This window comes from Rhizobium sp. BK098, assembly GCF_014193155.1.
Lineage (GTDB): Bacteria > Pseudomonadota > Alphaproteobacteria > Rhizobiales > Rhizobiaceae > Rhizobium.
Genome location: NZ_JACHYY010000005.1, coordinates 66,393 through 82,442 on the forward strand (window position 1 = coordinate 66,393; position 16,050 = coordinate 82,442).

General features: G+C 60.6%; 15 protein-coding genes. 6 read left to right on the plus strand and 9 right to left on the minus strand.

Going from position 1 to position 16,050, the window contains the following annotated elements:
• Positions 1 to 4: 4 nt before the first annotated feature.
• The 5 genes from FHT73_RS14840 to FHT73_RS14860 form a co-directional block, all read right to left on the minus strand.
• Positions 5 to 1,423 (minus strand): aminotransferase class III-fold pyridoxal phosphate-dependent enzyme, encoded by a 1,419-nt coding sequence (locus FHT73_RS14840; protein WP_015341518.1) that lies wholly within the window; start codon positions 1,421 to 1,423, stop codon positions 5 to 7.
• 20 nt (positions 1,424 to 1,443) lie between these two features.
• Entirely contained in the window at positions 1,444 to 2,127 is a 684-nt protein-coding gene (locus FHT73_RS14845; RefSeq protein WP_183712538.1) for an MtnX-like HAD-IB family phosphatase, read from the minus strand.
• Between the two features lie 103 nt (positions 2,128 to 2,230).
• Positions 2,231 to 3,607, minus strand: a complete 1,377-nt coding sequence (locus tag FHT73_RS14850; protein WP_183712540.1) for a HAMP domain-containing sensor histidine kinase — start codon at positions 3,605 to 3,607, stop codon at positions 2,231 to 2,233.
• Positions 3,604 to 4,260 (minus strand): response regulator transcription factor, encoded by a 657-nt coding sequence (locus FHT73_RS14855; protein WP_041678005.1) that lies wholly within the window; start codon positions 4,258 to 4,260, stop codon positions 3,604 to 3,606. The genes FHT73_RS14850 and FHT73_RS14855 overlap by 4 nt, the downstream gene beginning before the upstream one ends.
• A 162-nt stretch (positions 4,261 to 4,422) precedes the next feature.
• The gene (locus tag FHT73_RS14860; RefSeq protein WP_112413915.1) at positions 4,423 to 5,280 is read right to left on the minus strand and encodes a LysR family transcriptional regulator; all 858 of its coding nucleotides are present in this window, start codon (positions 5,278 to 5,280) and stop codon (positions 4,423 to 4,425) included.
• Between the two features lie 103 nt (positions 5,281 to 5,383).
• Here FHT73_RS14860 and FHT73_RS14865 point away from each other — a divergent pair, with 103 nt between their 5' ends.
• A complete protein-coding gene (locus FHT73_RS14865) occupies positions 5,384 to 5,812 on the plus strand; it encodes a VOC family protein (protein ID WP_112336275.1) in 429 nt (142 codons plus the stop codon).
• 46 nt (positions 5,813 to 5,858) lie between these two features.
• Here the strand turns inward: FHT73_RS14865 and FHT73_RS14870 are convergent, their stop codons facing one another.
• Positions 5,859 to 7,361, minus strand: a complete 1,503-nt coding sequence (locus FHT73_RS14870) for a PLP-dependent aminotransferase family protein (RefSeq protein WP_246712137.1) — start codon at positions 7,359 to 7,361, stop codon at positions 5,859 to 5,861.
• An 87-nt stretch (positions 7,362 to 7,448) separates the two neighbouring features.
• On the opposite strand from FHT73_RS14870, the gene FHT73_RS14875 reads away from it, so the two are divergent.
• From FHT73_RS14875 to FHT73_RS14890, 4 genes are all read left to right on the plus strand, one after another.
• A complete protein-coding gene (locus FHT73_RS14875; RefSeq protein WP_183712542.1) occupies positions 7,449 to 8,312 on the plus strand; it encodes a DMT family transporter in 864 nt (287 codons plus the stop codon).
• 83 nt (positions 8,313 to 8,395) lie between these two features.
• Entirely contained in the window at positions 8,396 to 8,860 is a 465-nt protein-coding gene (locus FHT73_RS14880) for a nuclear transport factor 2 family protein (protein ID WP_183712544.1), read from the plus strand.
• A gap of 1 nt (position 8,861) precedes the next feature.
• The gene (locus tag FHT73_RS14885; RefSeq protein WP_183712546.1) at positions 8,862 to 9,425 is read left to right on the plus strand and encodes a TetR/AcrR family transcriptional regulator; all 564 of its coding nucleotides are present in this window, start codon (positions 8,862 to 8,864) and stop codon (positions 9,423 to 9,425) included.
• A 279-nt stretch (positions 9,426 to 9,704) separates the two neighbouring features.
• The gene (locus tag FHT73_RS14890) at positions 9,705 to 11,030 is read left to right on the plus strand and encodes a glucoamylase family protein (protein ID WP_183712548.1); all 1,326 of its coding nucleotides are present in this window, start codon (positions 9,705 to 9,707) and stop codon (positions 11,028 to 11,030) included.
• Between the two features lie 247 nt (positions 11,031 to 11,277).
• On the opposite strand, the gene FHT73_RS14895 is transcribed toward FHT73_RS14890, so the two are convergent.
• The 3 genes from FHT73_RS14895 to FHT73_RS14905 form a co-directional block, all read right to left on the minus strand.
• Complete coding sequence (locus FHT73_RS14895) at positions 11,278 to 12,267, minus strand: Ldh family oxidoreductase (RefSeq protein ID WP_183712550.1); 990 nt, start codon at positions 12,265 to 12,267, stop codon at positions 11,278 to 11,280.
• An 80-nt stretch (positions 12,268 to 12,347) separates the two neighbouring features.
• Complete coding sequence (locus FHT73_RS14900; protein WP_183712552.1) at positions 12,348 to 13,883, minus strand: aldehyde dehydrogenase family protein; 1,536 nt, start codon at positions 13,881 to 13,883, stop codon at positions 12,348 to 12,350.
• A gap of 40 nt (positions 13,884 to 13,923) precedes the next feature.
• Positions 13,924 to 15,207: an FAD-binding oxidoreductase gene (locus FHT73_RS14905; protein WP_183712553.1), complete on the minus strand. Its 1,284-nt coding sequence runs from the start codon at positions 15,205 to 15,207 to the stop codon at positions 13,924 to 13,926.
• A gap of 207 nt (positions 15,208 to 15,414) precedes the next feature.
• Between FHT73_RS14905 and FHT73_RS14910 the strand changes: the two genes are divergently transcribed.
• The gene (locus FHT73_RS14910; protein WP_015341532.1) at positions 15,415 to 15,651 is read left to right on the plus strand and encodes an Lrp/AsnC ligand binding domain-containing protein; all 237 of its coding nucleotides are present in this window, start codon (positions 15,415 to 15,417) and stop codon (positions 15,649 to 15,651) included.
• Positions 15,652 to 16,050: the final 399 nt, after the last annotated feature.

Genomic DNA, 16,050 nt, shown 5'->3' on the forward strand with positions numbered 1-16,050 from the left:
CGTCTTATCTCCGGGCCGCGCGCGTCAGAAGCTGATCGAGAAGCGCAAGCGCCAGATCGATCTCTTCGCGGGTGATGAGCAGGTTCGGAGCAAACGTGATGACGTTCTTGTGGTAGCCGCCGACGTCAAGCACGAGGCCATAGGTCCTGCCGCCGACTTGAAGGTCGCCCTTCATGCCTTCGTCGCACATCCAGTCCAACGTCGCCTTGTCGGGCGTGTAGCTGTCGTCCTTGCAGATTTCCATGCGCAGGGCGAGACCGAGACCATCGACCTCGCCGACGGTGGCGTGGCGCTTCTGCAGCTGCTTCAGCCCGTCGAGGAAATGCGCGCCCTTTTCCATGATCGCAGCGCCGAAATCCTGCTCTTCCAGCATCTTCATCGTTTCGAGCGCAACGGCAGTCCCCATCGGGTTGCTGGCGAAGGTCGAATGCGTGGAGCCGGGCGGGAAGATCTCCGGATTGATCATCTCTTCGCGAGCCCAGACACCGGAAAGCGGGTTGAGGCCGTTGGTGATCGCCTTGCCGAAGATCAGCGCATCCGGCGAAACGCCGAAATGCTCGATCGACCAGAGCTTGCCGGTGCGGTAGACGCCCATCTGGATTTCGTCGACGACGAGCAGGATGCCGTGATCATCGAGCACCTTCTTCAGTTCGACGAAGAAGTTCATCGGCGGAATGACATAGCCGCCCGTGCCCTGGATCGGCTCGATATAGAAGGCCGCATATTCGGACTTGCCGGCCTTCGGGTCCCAGACGCCGTTATATTCGCTCTCGAACAACCGGGCGAACTTCTGGACGCAGTAATGTCCGTATTCTTCCTTTGACATGCCCTTCGGGCCGCGGAAGTAATAGGGAAATTCAACGAATTGGGCGCGATCGCCGAAATGGCCGTAGCGGCGGCGATAGCGATAGCTCGAGGTGATCGCCGAAGCGCCGAGCGTGCGGCCGTGATAGCCGCCCTCGAAGGCGAACATCAGGCTCTTGCCGCCGGTGTAATTACGCACAAGCTTCAGTGAATCCTCTACGGCCTGCGAGCCGCCGACGTTGAAATGGACGCGGCCCTTGTGACCGAACTTGCGCTCCGCATCCTGGGCGATCATCGCCGCAAGCTCTACCTTTTCGCGGTGCAGATATTGCGAGGCGACCTGCGGGAGACGATCGAGCTGGCGGTGCGCGGCCTCGTTCAGGCGCTCGTTGCGATAGCCGAAATTGACGGCGGAATACCACATCTGCAGATCGAGGAACGGCGTCCCGGTCCGATCGTAGACATAGGAGCCTTCGCATTCTTCGAAGAATTTCGGCTTGTCCATATAGTGAACCGTGTCGCCATGGGAGCAATAGATCTCCTCAAGCGCGCGCAATTCCTCTTCGGAGCGGACGGACTCGGTCTCGCCGCTGAAGGCTTCGGCTACATTCGTTTTCATTCAATGCCTCTCGGTCTGTTTTACGCTGTCTTGAAATGCGGCAGCGTACGGGAGCGTCGCTCGACGCTCGGGAGAACGGCTTCCATCTTTGGAAGCAGGTCGGAAAAATCTGCGAAACCGACATAGGGAATGCCGTTTTCCTCGCAGTAATCGACAAGCTTGGCCTTGGCGAAAACGAGGTCGACCTTGTCGGAAACGCAGAAGTCGCTTCGCCCGTCGCCGATGTAGACCTGAAGGTCATTGCTATCGACGACGCGGCATTTGCAGACACCGGCGCCGGATACGCAGCCGGTTGTCGTAAACGGCGGAAACAGCGAATAGGATTCGCGGCCCTGGGAAACACTGCAGGTCAGCACATTGGCGACGATCGGCAGGCCCTCGATGCCATGACGCGCCAGGATGCGCCGGATAAAATAATCCACACCATCGCTGACGATCGTGACAGGCAATTCGCCGCGACGGCAGAAGGACAGGAAAGCCTCAAAGCCTGGATCGATCGCCAGCGTATCGAGAAACCGGTCGAGCTCGCCTCTATTTGCTTCGATGAGAGCGATCTGCCGGCGCATGCATTCGCCGGAGCCGATCTGCCCCTGCTTCCACAACTGCTCGATATCTTCCCACTCGGAACCGGCGAAACGGGTTAGCACCATATCCGTCGCGTCTTCGATGGATATGGTTCCATCAAAATCGCAAAACACCTGCATGAAATACCCCTTCGCCTTATCTTAAGTTGCGTCTAACAACCTCAGATGAGCCGGGCATGAGCGGAAAATGATGCGAAAATGAAAAACGACGAGGCCGTGAGTTTTAGCTGAGCGGCAATCTCAAATCGACCTGGAGACCGCTACCCAGACGGGACGAAGAGAGATCGACGGTTGCCGAAAGGCGGTCCGCAGTATCCGCGACGATGGCAAGCCCAAGTCCAGCCCCTTCGGTATGCAGCGTATGGAGGCGGTAGAAGCGCTGGAACACCGCTTCCCTTTCATGTGGCGGAATGCCGGGGCCGCTATCGCTGATGGAAATGCAGGCAAAGCCATCCTCCGAGGCGATAGAAACTTTGATTTCCCCTCCCGCAGGCGTGTATTTGATCGCATTGTCGAGCAGATTGGTGACGAGCATGCGCAGCAGCGCCTCATCGGTTCTGACCTGGATCGCCTCATCGCCTTCCAGCACGACGTCGAGCTCGCGGCTGGTGATGATATTGCCGAGCTCGGCAATGAGCGACGCCATCCAGTGATAAAGCTCGATCGACGTGAGATTAAGGGGGTGGTGACTGACCCTGGCGAGCCGCAGCAGCTGTTCGATAAGATGAATGGTGCGGTCGTTGCTGGCCACGAGATCGGAAACGATCGCCTGCCGCTCCTGATCGCTGTCGCTGTTTTCGAGCATCCGCAAAAGCAGCTTCACGCTCGCCTGGGGCGTACGCAGCTGATGCGCAGCAAGATCGGAGAAGCGTCGCTCCAGCGTCAGCGACTGGCCGAGCTTTTCCAGCAGCTGGTTGATCGACCGACCAAGCGGCAGCAGATCGCGCGGCAGCTCTTCAACGGGGATAGCCGAGAGATCATCGGGCGATCTTGTACGGATCTGCCGCACCAGCCCATGAATCGTGCGCAGGCCGCTATTGATGCCGAGCCAGATGAGAAAGCCGATGACCGGCACAAGCATCAGCAGCGGAAAAAACAGATTGAGGAGAATGTTGGAAACGAGCGTTTCGCGAAGCGCAATCTTTTCGCCGAGTTCGATTACAATGGTCGTGTTCGGGATCGGCAGCGAATAGACACGCCATTCGTCGCCGCCATAGGTCAGCGTGGTAAAACCCACCTTCTGCTGCGGGACGTCGGAGAGAAAGGCCGTGCTGCTATAGAAGCGGATATTGCCGTCGACCCAAGCGCGGAACATATGCGCATCTGCATAGTCATCAGCGTCTTCGTTGAAAGCCAGCTGATTGTCCATGTTGAAGTCGATATCGTCGATCTGCTTGGCGCCATGGTCCGGATTCTTTTCCAGCGGCCTGCGCAGCAGGCTCCAGATCACGTTGGCATCGTCGATGAGCTGGGCATCGTAGATATTGTTGATCTCCCGCGTTGCGCTGTTGAAGGCGAAGGCGGCGATCACGACGATCGTCACCACGACGACCGGCGCGATGCGCAGAAACAGCTTGCGGGTAAGCGTGGAATTGTTCATCGCTCGATCATGTAGCCGACGCCGCGGATCGACTTGATGAAATCGGTGCCGAGCTTCTTGCGTAGATTGTAGATCGTCACTTCGATCGTATTGCTCTCGACGGTGTTTTCCGCGTCATAGAGCGCATATTCGATATCGTTCTTCGTCACGTACCGGCCGCTGCGCTCCATGAGCAGCTTCAGGAGATGAAATTCTTTCGCCGTGGTATGGACCTGCACATTGTCTTTGCGAGCCACCATGGCCGAGGGGTCGACCTCCACGTCGCCGCAGCGGATGACGCTTTCGGTCCGCCCGTCACGCCGGCGGATGAGCGCGCGCAGCCGCGCCAGCAGCTCGTCGAGATCGAACGGCTTGACCAGATAGTCGTCGGCGCCCTCGTCGAGGCCTTCGACCTTCTGGCGCACGGAATCCATCGCCGTCAGCAGCAGCACGGGCACGGAATTTCCCCGCTGCCGGATACGCCGCAACACCTCCATGCCGCTTAGCTGCGGCAGATTGATATCGAGCACGATCGCCGCAAAATGCGAATGCGCCGCCGCTTCGAGGCCGGATTCGCCGTCGCGCATCCAGTCGACGCCGTAAGCGTGCTTTTCCAGCGCCTTCTTCAGCGACGAGCCCAGGATATTGTCGTCTTCAACAAGCAGAACGCGCACGACCGACCTCACATAGCGGTGTATTCCAAAGCGGATGTGAGCCGCAATTGGAGCGACCATGTGGCAAAGCTATGACGGATATTTTCCGCCTGGCAAGAGTTTCAAGAAAAGACGGCACTCCTGCAGACGGCTCGGAGGAACGGTTTTGCGCCGAATATGGCCTCATTGCTGCGTCGCCATCAAGCATTCCGCAAGACAGATTGCAGCTGGCGTGCTCTCCTGCGGCTGCAATATCCCTATCTCGCGATAAAACCCCGGTTCGGATAAGGGCACCATGCGGATCGGCGCCACCGGAGGAGGGCTGCCGTCGACAACAGGCAGAAGCGCCACCCCGAGCCCATGCCCGACCAATGCGGCAATCCCGGCGATATCGTCGACCTCCACCGATTCACGCGGAACGATCGAATGCGATCGCAGGAAGCGGTCGACCTGCCGCCCTCCGAAAGAGCTGCGATCATAGCGGATGAAGGGCTGCTCGCGCAGCAGCGTCCGCCAATCATCGCCCTGCAGCTTTTCGGGAACCGCAAGCACGTAGGGCTCGCGCACTAGGGGCCGCCAGATGAGATTCTTGGGCAAACCGAAGGGTGGTTCTATGAGCACGGCAAGATCGAGTTCGCCGGCATCGAGCAGGTCGAGCAAATGCAGAGAGACCCCTGGGACAACGCGAAGATGATGATTTGCGAATCGCAGACGGAAGGGGCCGAGAGCGCGGGCAAGCAACGCCGATTGAACGGAAGCAATGGCGCCGACGCGCAGCTCGCCGCCCGAAGCCTCGTCGACGGGATCGGCGATGTGCTCGAACATCGCGATAATGCTCTTGGCGCGCTCGAGCGTTCTAAGCCCGGCAGCATTCAGTGTCGCGGAGCGGCCCGTTCGCTCGAACAGTTTAATGCCAAGCCTTTCCTCAAGCCGCTTCATCTGTCCGCTGACGGCGGCCTGCGTCAGGCCAATCCGATCCCCCGCCGCAGCAAACGTTCCAAAGCGGGCGATAGCCACAAGAGTTTGAAGTTCCGCAATCATGATTCATAAATTTTCCTGTATCTCAACATCACAATATACCATTTTTCATAGAGAAAAATGTATCTTATTCATGGCTGCATCACTTCGCTTCTTGGAGACGATCATGAGCGCAGCACCACTCCATCCCTTCCACCTCGCATTTCCGGTCAATGATCTCGCTGCGGCGAGAACCTTCTATGGCGGCCTTCTCGGTTGCCCCGAAGGTCGCAGTTCGCCTGATTGGATCGATTTCAACTTTTACGGCCATCAGATTGTCGCCCATCTGGCGCCGGGTGAAACGACCGACGTGGCAGCCAATGCCGTCGATGGCCATGGCGTTCCGGTACGCCATTTCGGCGTCGTTCTGTCGATGGAGGAATGGGAGGCAGCCGCCGAGAAGCTGACGAAAGCCAACATCGAATTCGTCATCAAGCCTTATATCCGCTTCCGGGGCGAGCCGGGAGAACAGGCGACCATGTTCTTCAAGGATCCGAGCGGCAATGCCATCGAGATGAAGGCTTTCGCCGACATCAACAGTCTCTTCGCCAAATAGGGATCAAGCCGGCGACAGGAGCGGCCGCCACGGTGGAAACCGCCGGTCAGGACATGCTCGTGTCGCCGGAAAACCTCTGGGCTGCCGTAAGACCGCTCGCAGCGGCATCCTTGCGTATCGCCCGCGGCTTTCGCATGGACGCTTCCAGCACGTCGAAGATCCGGGGATCGGCCGATTGTGCAACGTTGAACCGCATGAAACGGCCCGCTGTCTCCGACAGGCTGAAAACATTTCCGGGCGCGAGGATGACCCCTTCCGCGAGGCAAGCACGGGCAAGATCGGCGGCATCAAGCCCTTCCGGAAGCCTGCACCAGAGAAACATGCCCGCATGCGGCTTGAGCCATGGGCTGATACCGATCGCTTCCAGCCGGGCCGCAACCTCATCCATCGCCTTTGCAAGCCGGACGCGCAGCGCCTCGACATGCTTGCGATAACTTCCATCCTTCAGCGCGAGATAGACGAGCTCGGCCGACAATTGTCCGCAGCTGAAGCTGCTGGCGACCTTGAGATCGACGAGATCATCGATCCACTCGGGCTTCGCGGCGATGAAGCCGCAGCGAATGGAGGCCGAAAGCGTTTTCGAGAAACTGCCGATATGGATCACCCGGTCCAATCCGTCATAGGCGGCCAGACGCGGCGCCGGCACCTGCTCGAAATCGGCGAAAATATCATCCTCGATGATGATGAGCCCGGAAGCATCCGCCAGCTTCAGCAGCCGATGCGCCGTGACGGGGGAAAGCGCCGCACCGGTCGGATTGTGAATGGCGGAATTGGTAATGTAGAGCCGCGGCTTGTACCGTTCGAGCACTTGGCCGAACAGCTCGACATCCGGCCCAGTCGGCGTGAAAGGCACGGAAACGACTTTGGCGCGATGCGCGCGCAGCAGGGCATGGAAATTGAAGTAGCAGGGATCGTCGACCACGACGGTATCGCCGGGTTCCAGCAGGAATCGGCAGAGAAGATCGATCGCCTGCGTGCCCGATTCCGTCAGCATGATCTGATCCGGGGGCACGTTGATTCCATGTTCGCCCAGGCGGCGGGCGAGCAGCTGCCGCAATGGCGGCAGGCCGAGCGGTGTCCCGTAGTTCGCAAGCACTCCGATATCGCCGCGTGCCAGCGTTCGCATCGCCTTGCGCAGGGCCGCCTGCGGCAGCCATGAAGGCGGCAGCCAGCCGCAGCCCGGTTTCAGCGCGTCGTCGCCGACTTCGAGCGATTGCCGCGAGATCCACAGCGGATCGACATTGCGGCCCGATTTCGCTCCCGTCTCGGAGAGCGACAGGGGCGGCAGCGGCCCGCAGACATAGAAGCCGGATCCCGGCCGCGAGCGGATCACACCCTCGGCCGCAAGCCGTTCATAGGCCTCCACAACGGTCGAAACCGACACCTGCATCGTCTTGGCAAAACTGCGCACGGAGGGAAGCCGAGCACCGGGTACAAGGCTGCGCCCAGCGATGCGCTCTGATATCGCCGCCATCACGCCTTCGATCCGGGTCGTGCCGGCAGCGCCGGTCATCGAGAGATTATCCATCCGTACTGCACCTTCAACCATAACAGTTTGCACAAATTGTACTGCACCGTCTCTGGTTCGGCCAGACAAATGCGTCGATACCGCGAAGACCCAGAAGGAGCATGCGCCATGGACAAGACGACGACAGGATGGATCTACGGTTTGACGGGAGTGGTGATCTTCAGCGGCTCTCTGCCGGCGACGCGGGTGGCCGTGATGGATTTTGACCCTCTGTTCCTGACCGTTGCCCGAGCCGTAATCGCCGGCCTTCTGGGTCTTGGCCTGTTGCTCGCTTTTCGTGAGAAGCGCCCGGCTCGCGGCGACATCGTCTCGCTGACGATCGTCGCCCTCGGCTGCGTCGTCGGCTTTCCGCTCTTGACGGCACTGGCGCTGAAGCACGTCACCTCGGCGCATTCGATCGTCTTCATCGGATTGCTGCCGCTGGCGACCGCGATATTCGGCGTGCTGCGCGGCGGCGAGCGGCCGCGCCCGGCCTTTTGGATATTCTCCCTCCTCGGCAGTGCGCTGGTCTGCAGCTATGCGCTGGCGCAAGGCGTATCGGCCTCGCCGGTCGGCGATCTCCTGATGCTTGCAGCCGTGATCGTCTGTGGCCTTGGCTATGCCGAAGGTGCCGTGCTCTCACGCCGGCTGGGCGGCTGGCAGGTCATCTGCTGGGCTCTCGTCCTGTCCCTGCCCGTCACTATCGCGCTCTGCATCATGACCATGCCGCACAGCATTGACGGCATCGGCGGTCCTGCCTGGCTCGGCCTGATCTATGTTTCGCTTTTCAGCATGCTGATTGGCTTTATCTTCTGGTATCGCGGGCTCGCCCAGGGCGGTATCGCAGCCGTCGGCCAGCTGCAATTCCTGCAGCCCTTCTTCGGCTTCGCGCTCGCCGCAGCCCTCCTCAAGGAAAGTGTCAGCTGGTCGATGCTCATAGTGACTCTCGCCGTCGTAGCCTGCGTCGCCGGAGCACGAAAATTCGCCCATTGAGTCCATCACCCGGTATATCACGGCACTTGATCTTCTAAACCGATCGGTCTATAAACGACAAATCGGTTTAAAAGGAGTACACCATGCCGACCCCTCTCGCCCCGCCTTTCACCGCCGAAACCGCAATCGCCAAGGTCCGCATGGCCGAGGACGGGTGGAACAGCCGCGATCCGGAGCGTGTTTCCAAGGTCTATACAGAAGACAGCCAGTGGCGGAATCGTGCCGAATTCCCGCGCGGCCGCAAGGAAATCGTCGAATTCCTGACGCGCAAATGGGCACGCGAACTGGACTATCGGCTGATCAAGGAACTTTGGGCCTTCGAGGGCAATCGCATCGCCGTGCGCTTTGCCTATGAATGGCATGACGATAGCGGCCATTGGTTCCGTTCCTACGGCAACGAGAACTGGGAATTCGACGCCGAGGGCCTGATGCAGCGCCGTTTGGCCTCCATCAACGATATGCCGATCAGGGAAGAGGACCGGAAATTCCACTGGCCGCTCGGCCGCCGGCCGGACGATCATCCAGGCCTCTCCGACCTCGGCCTTTAAAATGGTGCGTACCGTCTTCGAAAAATCCGACGCCATTGCCCTCGTTGCCGAAGTCTATCGCGAGCTCGGCTACGAGGGCGCGTCGATGAGCGAAATCACCGCCCGTACCAAACTGTCCAAGGGCAGCCTCTATCACTTCTTTCCGGGCGGCAAGGAACAGATGGCCGCCGAGGTCATGGCCAATATCGACGCATGGTTCGTCACGGAAATGTTCAGGCCGCTCGAAGAGGAAGAGCCGCGTGCCGCCATCGCCCGCATGTGGGAGACAACGGATAGCTATTTCCGCTCCGGCCACCGCGTCTGCCTGATCGGCGCCTTTGCGCTGGACGAAACACGCGACCGCTTTTCCACCGCCATCCGAGGCTACTTTCATCATTGGATCGAGGCGCTTTGTGGCGCTTTGCTCAGGGGCGGCGTGCCAAGTACCGAGGCGAAAATGCTCGCTGAAGAAGCTGTCATCGGCATTCAGGGCGCGTTGACGCTTGCCAGAGCCCTTGAAGATGAGACGGTGTTTGGCAGAACCTTGGCGCGGCTGAAGCACAGGCTGGAAACTGCCCTCGGCTAAAGCCATTTCATTGACGCGAATCACTGAACTATCGATGCTTCGCCCTCGCCGAATGCGCTCGTACCATTAGCTATTCCTCCACTTTTGCTAGCGATCTCCGCGAAAATCGCCTGGAAAGGGCATCTCCAGCCTCTCGATGTTGGGGATGACTACCTCAACAACCCACTGATATTAAAGAATCCTCCACAAAAGTATGTCATCGTTAATCATCTTTGATTTGCAACTATCCAAGCTCCCATGTTCAGCAGGGAATGGGAGCATCGAGGAGATGGATAGAAGATGCTGCAGCAGGTAAACGAAACCGACGACGCGCTGATCGACCAATTGCAACGCTCGGCGTTCGACTATTTCATGCTCTATACCAATCCGGAAAACGGACTGGTGGCGGATACGTCGATCAAGACGAGCCATTGCAGCATTGCCGCCGTCGGCTTCGCGCTATCGAGTTATCCGGTGGCCGTCGAGCGCGGCTGGATCAGCCGCGCCGATGCGGCAAAACGGGTGTTGGCCGCCCTCGATTTCTTTGCCAACAGCCAGCAGGGCACCGAACGCGGCGCCACCGGCCATCGCGGTTTCTATTATCACTTCCTTTACATGGAAACCGGCAAGCGCGCCTGGAACAGCGAGCTTTCGACGATCGATACCGGTCTGCTGCTGCTCGGCGTCTTGACAGCCGCCGCCTATTTCACCGGAAACAGCCAGGTTGAGCGCGATCTCCGCAAGCAGGCGAAATTTCTCTATGAGCGTTGCGACTGGCATTGGGCCTTGAACAAGGGCCAGACCATCAGCATGGGCTGGAAACCGGCCAGCGGCTTCCTGCGCTGGCGCTATCAGGGCTATGACGAGGCGATTTTCCTCTATTTGCTGGCGCTGGCATCGCCCACGCATGCGATCCCATCCTCCAGCTACGACGCCTTTGCCTCGACCTATACTTGGATGATGTTCAAGGACGCGCCCTTTCTCTATGCCGGGCCGCTGTTCATCCACCTCTTCTCGCATGCCTGGATCGATTTCCGTGACATCCGCGACAAGCACGTCGCCGACAAGGACACCGATTACTTCCGCAATACCCAGGCGGCAATTGCGGTGCAGCGCGATTACACCGAGCGCAATCCCGGCCATTTCGTCGGCTATACGAAGGACATCTGGGGCCTTTCCGCCTGTGACGGCCCGAACCCGACTGGCACCAAACATAGCCTGCGCTATGCCCCGAAGGTCTTCGGCTATGCCGCCCGCGGCGCGCCGCTGGGTCCTGATGACGGCACCATCGCCCCATGGGGACCGCTATCCTGCCTGCCGTTCGACCGCGAAGCGGCGCTCGATGGCACGCGGGCGCTGCTTTCGACCTATCCCAACCTGCTGCTCGACGGCCGCTTCCCCGGCGGCTTCAATCCGAGCGTGAAAGGACCCGGCCCGGAAGGATGGGTGGACGACCGCTCGGTGGCGATCGACCAGGGGCTGCTGGTCATGATGATCGAAAACGCCCGCACCGGCATGATCTGGGACCTGATGCGGCAATCTCCGATCCTCCGCACCGGCCTCGAACGCGCCGGCTTCACCGGCGGCTGGCTGGACGAGAAGAACGCAAAGCCTGCCATCGCTTGATCTGCCGATCGCGGTGGCCATCAAATGTCTCTGTCAACACAGCCAATGCCTGTCTGGCCCTTCACCCTAGCCCTCTCCCCGCAGGCGGGGCGAGGGGACGATAGAGCCAACCAACTGCCTCTCATCCGTGCAGCGTCTTGTTTTGCGCGATAACCCCCTCTCCCCGCCTGCGGGGAGAGGGCTGGGGTGAGGGGCCGTGTCTGAGTGCACGACAAAGACATACTCACCCGACCATCATCCCAGCCCCTCAAAGCCTCTTTATCGCGGCAATCACTTCGTCCTCGACATCGATACCCTCGCTTAGCGCAAGACGCCGTGAGCTTTGCCCGCGCCGGCCGGGCAGGCGGACGTTCGGATCGCGGGTGATTTCGCCTGCCAGCAAGGCCAGCCGTTGTGCCGTATCCACGGCACTCGTCGCCTCCGGATTGATGGCAATGATTGTGTGCCCGAGTGCCGGCGGAGCGCCTTTGTCGTCGAAGAGCGAGGAAGCCTCGAAGGCGTAGTTGGCGCCGGTCAGGCCGGCCGCCAGAATTTCGACCATGAAGGCAAGGGCCGCACCCTTGACATCGCCGGCCGGGACCATCGTCCCGGCCAGAGCCTCTTCGGCATCCGTGGTCGGCCTGCCCTCGCGATCGAAAGCCCAGTCCGCGGGGATCGAAGCGCCCTGCTGCCGCGCCGCCATCACCTTTCCGCGCGCCACCTTGGACAGCGCGAGGTCGATGACAACAGGCTCGTCGCCAGGAAGCGGTGCGGCGAAAGCGATCGGGTTGGTACCAAAAACAGGCGTCTTGCCGCCCCAGGGCGCCATAGAGGCCGGCGCATTGGCGACCATCAGCGCCACCAGCCCTTGATCGGCAAAACGCTCGACCGTCAGGCCCATGACGCCAGCATGATGCGAACGGCTGATGGCTGCAAGTGCAATACCCTGCTCCCGGGCGACAGCCGGAAGCTCGGCAACGGCAAGGTCGAGCGCGGGATAGGCATAGCCGTTGCCGGCATCGATGCGCAGCACGGCAGGAGAAGGCCGGCTGAGCTGCGGTTGAGCGAAGCCATCGACCTTACCAACCTTGGCCTGTCCGGCATAGGCAGGCACGCGCCGCAGCCCATGACCACTCTGCCCGGCGGCTTCCGCCGCGACGAGCGCAACCGCCACCGAGCGGGCATTCGCATCACTCACCTTGTTTCGCCGCAGAGCCGCCACAACAAGCGTTTCGGCATCGGCGAGCGACAGGTGCATGAGACAAGTTCCTGAACAAGATGAGGGGGTAAGGACCTTCTACGCCCTCATCCGCCTCATCGCAACGCAGCAAAGTGCCATTACGCCACGTCGAACTTGACGCCCTGCGCCAGCGGCAGCGTGCGGCCGTAATTGATCGTGTTGGTCGCCCGGCGCATATAGGCCTTCCAAGCATCCGAGCCGGACTCGCGGCCGCCGCCGGTTTCCTTCTCACCGCCGAATGCGCCGCCTATCTCGGCACCGGAAGGGCCGAGATTGACGTTGGCAATGCCGCAATCGGAGCCGCGCGCGGACACAAACGTCTCGGCCTCGCGCATGTCGTTGGTGAAGATCGAGGACGACAAGCCCTGCGGCACGGCGTTATGGAGCGCCAGCGCCGTGTCGAAATCACTGTACTTCATGACATAGAGGATTGGCGCGAAGGTTTCCTGCTCGACGGGACCGGTCTGCTCGGGCATTTCGACGAGAGCCGGGCGAACATAGAAGGCATCGGCTGAACCGTTTTCGACGCGTTCGCCGCCGGTGACCTTTCCGCCGGCCGCCTTCGCAGCGGCAAGCGCTGCCTGCATGCGGTCGAAAGCATGTTTGTCGATCAGCGGGCCGACCAAAGTGCCGGGTTCAAGCGGATTGCCGATCGTCACCGAACCATAGGCCTTCTGTAGGCGCGGAACGAGCTGATCATAGACGCTGTCATGAACGAAAAGGCGGCGCAGCGTCGTGCAGCGCTGGCCGGCCGTACCCATCGCGGAAAAGGCAACGCCACGCAGGGTGAGATCGAGATCGGCCGTCGGGCAGACGATCGCGGCATTGTTGCCGCCAAGCTCGAGGATGGCGCGGGCGAAACGACCGGCAAGACGTGGACCGACCGCGCGGCCCATGGCGGTCGATCCCGTTGCCGAGACCAGCGGCACCTGCGGATGATCGACCAAAAGCTCACCGAGCTCGCGGCCGCCGATCAACAGCGTCGAAAGATTGGCCGGCGCCTCGCCGCCCTCGGCGACATAGCGCTTCAGTGCCTTTTCAAACAGAGCCTGTACGGCAAGCGCCGTCAGCGGCGTCTTTTCCGACGGTTTCCAGATGGTGGAATTGCCGCAGACGATGGCAAGCGCCGCATTCCATGACCAGACGGCGACGGGGAAATTGAAGGCCGAGATGATGCCGATCGCGCCAAGCGGATGCCAGCTTTCCATCATCCGGTGCTCGGAGCGCTCGGTGGCGATGGTCAGGCCATAAAGCTGACGCGAGAGTCCCACAGCGAAGTCGCAGATATCGATCATCTCCTGCACTTCGCCAAGACCTTCCGAGGTGATCTTGCCCACTTCGATCGAGACGAGTCGGCCAAGGGCGGCTTTGCCGGCGCGCAGCTCTTCGCCGAGTAGGCGGATCAGCTCGCCGCGCTTCGGCGCCGGCACATTACGCCAGGCAAGAAACGCCGCGTGCGCCGCCGCGATTGCCGCCTTCGCCTCGCCGGCCGAATGCTCCCTCAGCCGGCCAATTTCGGCGCCGGTCACAGGAGAGGTGACGGCAAGCGTTCCGCCGATGTAGCGATCGGTCGATACGCCGAGCTCCGTCAATATAACCTTGGTTTCGGCAGCAAGATCTGATGTCGCGGTCATCTTGTTTCCTCTTCCCGTAATGTTGGTTCTCGGGATTGCCTCAGACTCTTGCCCCGACGAAATGCGCGGCCTGGGCGCCGGCCTCGTACCACATTTCCTTTGCCGCCCTGAAACTCGGCTCGACGATATCGGTCACCGGCAGCGGCAGATCGGCCTCGGAAATCTGCCCGAGAATATGGCCGGCAAGCACCTTGCCGAACACGGTGCCGGGGGCGATGCCGCGGCCATTATAGCCGGAGAAGCCGACGACATTCTGATCCAGCTTGTGGAAACGGGGTAGCGCATTGTCGGTCATGCCGATCTTGCCATACCATTCGCATTCGAATGGAATGTCGCCAAGCTGCGGAAAGAGCTTTTTGATCGACCGCCGTGCCCAGTTCTTGTGAATGGCAAGACCGGTGTTGCGCAGCGCACCGACGCTGCCGAAAACGAGCCGGCCGGCCTGATCCATGCGGAAGGACGAGAGCACTTCTTTCGTATCCCAAGCCCCCTCGCGCCCGGGCAGCACGGATTTGCGCAAGTTGTCGCCGAGGGGGACGGTGGCGAAATTGAAATAGGGCAGATGCACCTGTTCGTTCCGAACCTTTTCCCACGGGCCGGTGCTGTAAGCGTCCGTGGCCACCACGATCCAGTCGGCGCTGACCTTGCCGCCATCGGTCCAAACCGCCCATTTCGCTCCGCTTCTTTCCGTCGATGTCACGCGGCTACCGGTGTGAATGGTAACGCCGGCGTTGACCACGGCATGGGCAAGGCCGCGCGCGTAGGCAAGCGGCTGCAGCGTGCCGGCGCGCATGTCGAGCAGTGCCCCCGCATAGGCCGAACTGCCGATGCGACGCTCCGTCTCCCGCGCATCCAGCACGGTGACCGGCGCACCGCGCTTTCCCCATTGCCGGGCGCGCTCCTCGATTTCCTTCAAACCCTCCGACCCGACGGCGCAATGCAGCGTACCGTTGCGCTCAAGCTCGCAGGCGATCCCGTGCTTGTCGATCAGTTCCATCACCAGCTTCGGCCCATTGCCGAGCAGATCGAGCAGCCGCTCGCCGTGGACGGCGCCGAGTTCGCCCGGTAGATCGTCCGGCATCACCCACATGCCGGCATTGATGAGACCGACGTTGCGCCCCGCCCCGCCAAAGCCGATTTCATTGGCTTCCAGCAGCACGACACTGGTGCCGGCTTCCGCCAGGTGAAGCGCCGTCGAAAGACCGGTATAGCCGCCGCCGACCACCACAACATCGGTGGATACCTCCCCGGAAAGTGGCTTCGTTGATGGCGGAAGCGGGGCGGTCTTTTCCCAAAGACCGTGGGAGCGCGGGTCATTCAGCATGAAATCGGTCCAATCGAGAGAGCTAATGGCACCAATCTAGCGCCATGCTCGAAATTGCGGAAGCGGCAAGAGCGACATCCGATGGACATGGCATGATGCCAAAAAATCATCGGCTCTGGGAAAAACTTGCATGGCGGCGGCGCTTTCGACCATGATAGAGAAAAAGCCGATCGCCATCGCGGTCGCAGGCAAAAGCAGGACATTCTCATGAAGCCCATTTTCGTTCAGCTCCAATGCGCCCCCGGCAAGACCTACGAGGTCGCCGACGCCATCTACCAGACGGAGCTGGTTTCGGAACTGTATTCCACCAGCGGCGACTACGACCTCCTGATGAAGGTCTACATTGCCGAAGAGCAGGATATCGGCAAATTCATCAACGACCACATCGCCAATATTCCGGGCATCGTCCGCTCGCTGACGACGCTAACCTTCCGAGCGTTTTGAGAGATCCGGATTTCGGGTCGCAATACATCATCTCATTGGAAATTGCCCCTCACCCCAGCCCTCACCCCGTTTTGACGGGGGAGAGGGAGTTCATCGAGTTTTGTGGGCGAAACAAAAGGCACGCAGCAAACACCGAAGCAGTCCCCTCTCCCCGCAATGCGGGGAGAGGGTTAGGGTGAGGGGCCGGGCACACTGGTCCAGCATTGTCATATTCACCTGACAAGCTCGACCTTTCTGCCGCCTAACGCCCCGCTATTAACCCTCTTGCCCGAAACTGCTCGGTTTTCCGCCGGCGATTAAACCCTTTTTAACCGACCCGATGATCTGCTTTGCCGACTGATCAACGGGCGGCGCGCTGCAGCGCCGGATTGCCGGTGCATGGCGCGGCATAGGGGTCGA

Coding starts and splice junctions, on each gene's coding strand:
- FHT73_RS14890 (WP_183712548.1), top strand. CDS start 9,705: ATGCTGCAGCAGGTAAACGAAACCGACGACGCGCTGATCGACCAATTG.
- FHT73_RS14905 (WP_183712553.1), bottom strand. CDS start 15,207: ATGCTGAATGACCCGCGCTCCCACGGTCTTTGGGAAAAGACCGCCCCG.
- FHT73_RS14845 (WP_183712538.1), bottom strand. CDS start 2,127: ATGCAGGTGTTTTGCGATTTTGATGGAACCATATCCATCGAAGACGCG.
- FHT73_RS14895 (WP_183712550.1), bottom strand. CDS start 12,267: ATGCACCTGTCGCTCGCCGATGCCGAAACGCTTGTTGTGGCGGCTCTG.
- FHT73_RS14860 (WP_112413915.1), bottom strand. CDS start 5,280: ATGATTGCGGAACTTCAAACTCTTGTGGCTATCGCCCGCTTTGGAACG.
- FHT73_RS14870 (WP_246712137.1), bottom strand. CDS start 7,361: ATGGTTGAAGGTGCAGTACGGATGGATAATCTCTCGATGACCGGCGCT.
- FHT73_RS14900 (WP_183712552.1), bottom strand. CDS start 13,883: ATGACCGCGACATCAGATCTTGCTGCCGAAACCAAGGTTATATTGACG.
- FHT73_RS14910 (WP_015341532.1), top strand. CDS start 15,415: ATGAAGCCCATTTTCGTTCAGCTCCAATGCGCCCCCGGCAAGACCTAC.
- FHT73_RS14865 (WP_112336275.1), top strand. CDS start 5,384: ATGAGCGCAGCACCACTCCATCCCTTCCACCTCGCATTTCCGGTCAAT.
- FHT73_RS14875 (WP_183712542.1), top strand. CDS start 7,449: ATGGACAAGACGACGACAGGATGGATCTACGGTTTGACGGGAGTGGTG.
- FHT73_RS14850 (WP_183712540.1), bottom strand. CDS start 3,607: ATGAACAATTCCACGCTTACCCGCAAGCTGTTTCTGCGCATCGCGCCG.
- FHT73_RS14840 (WP_015341518.1), bottom strand. CDS start 1,423: ATGAAAACGAATGTAGCCGAAGCCTTCAGCGGCGAGACCGAGTCCGTC.
- FHT73_RS14885 (WP_183712546.1), top strand. CDS start 8,862: ATGGTGCGTACCGTCTTCGAAAAATCCGACGCCATTGCCCTCGTTGCC.
- FHT73_RS14880 (WP_183712544.1), top strand. CDS start 8,396: ATGCCGACCCCTCTCGCCCCGCCTTTCACCGCCGAAACCGCAATCGCC.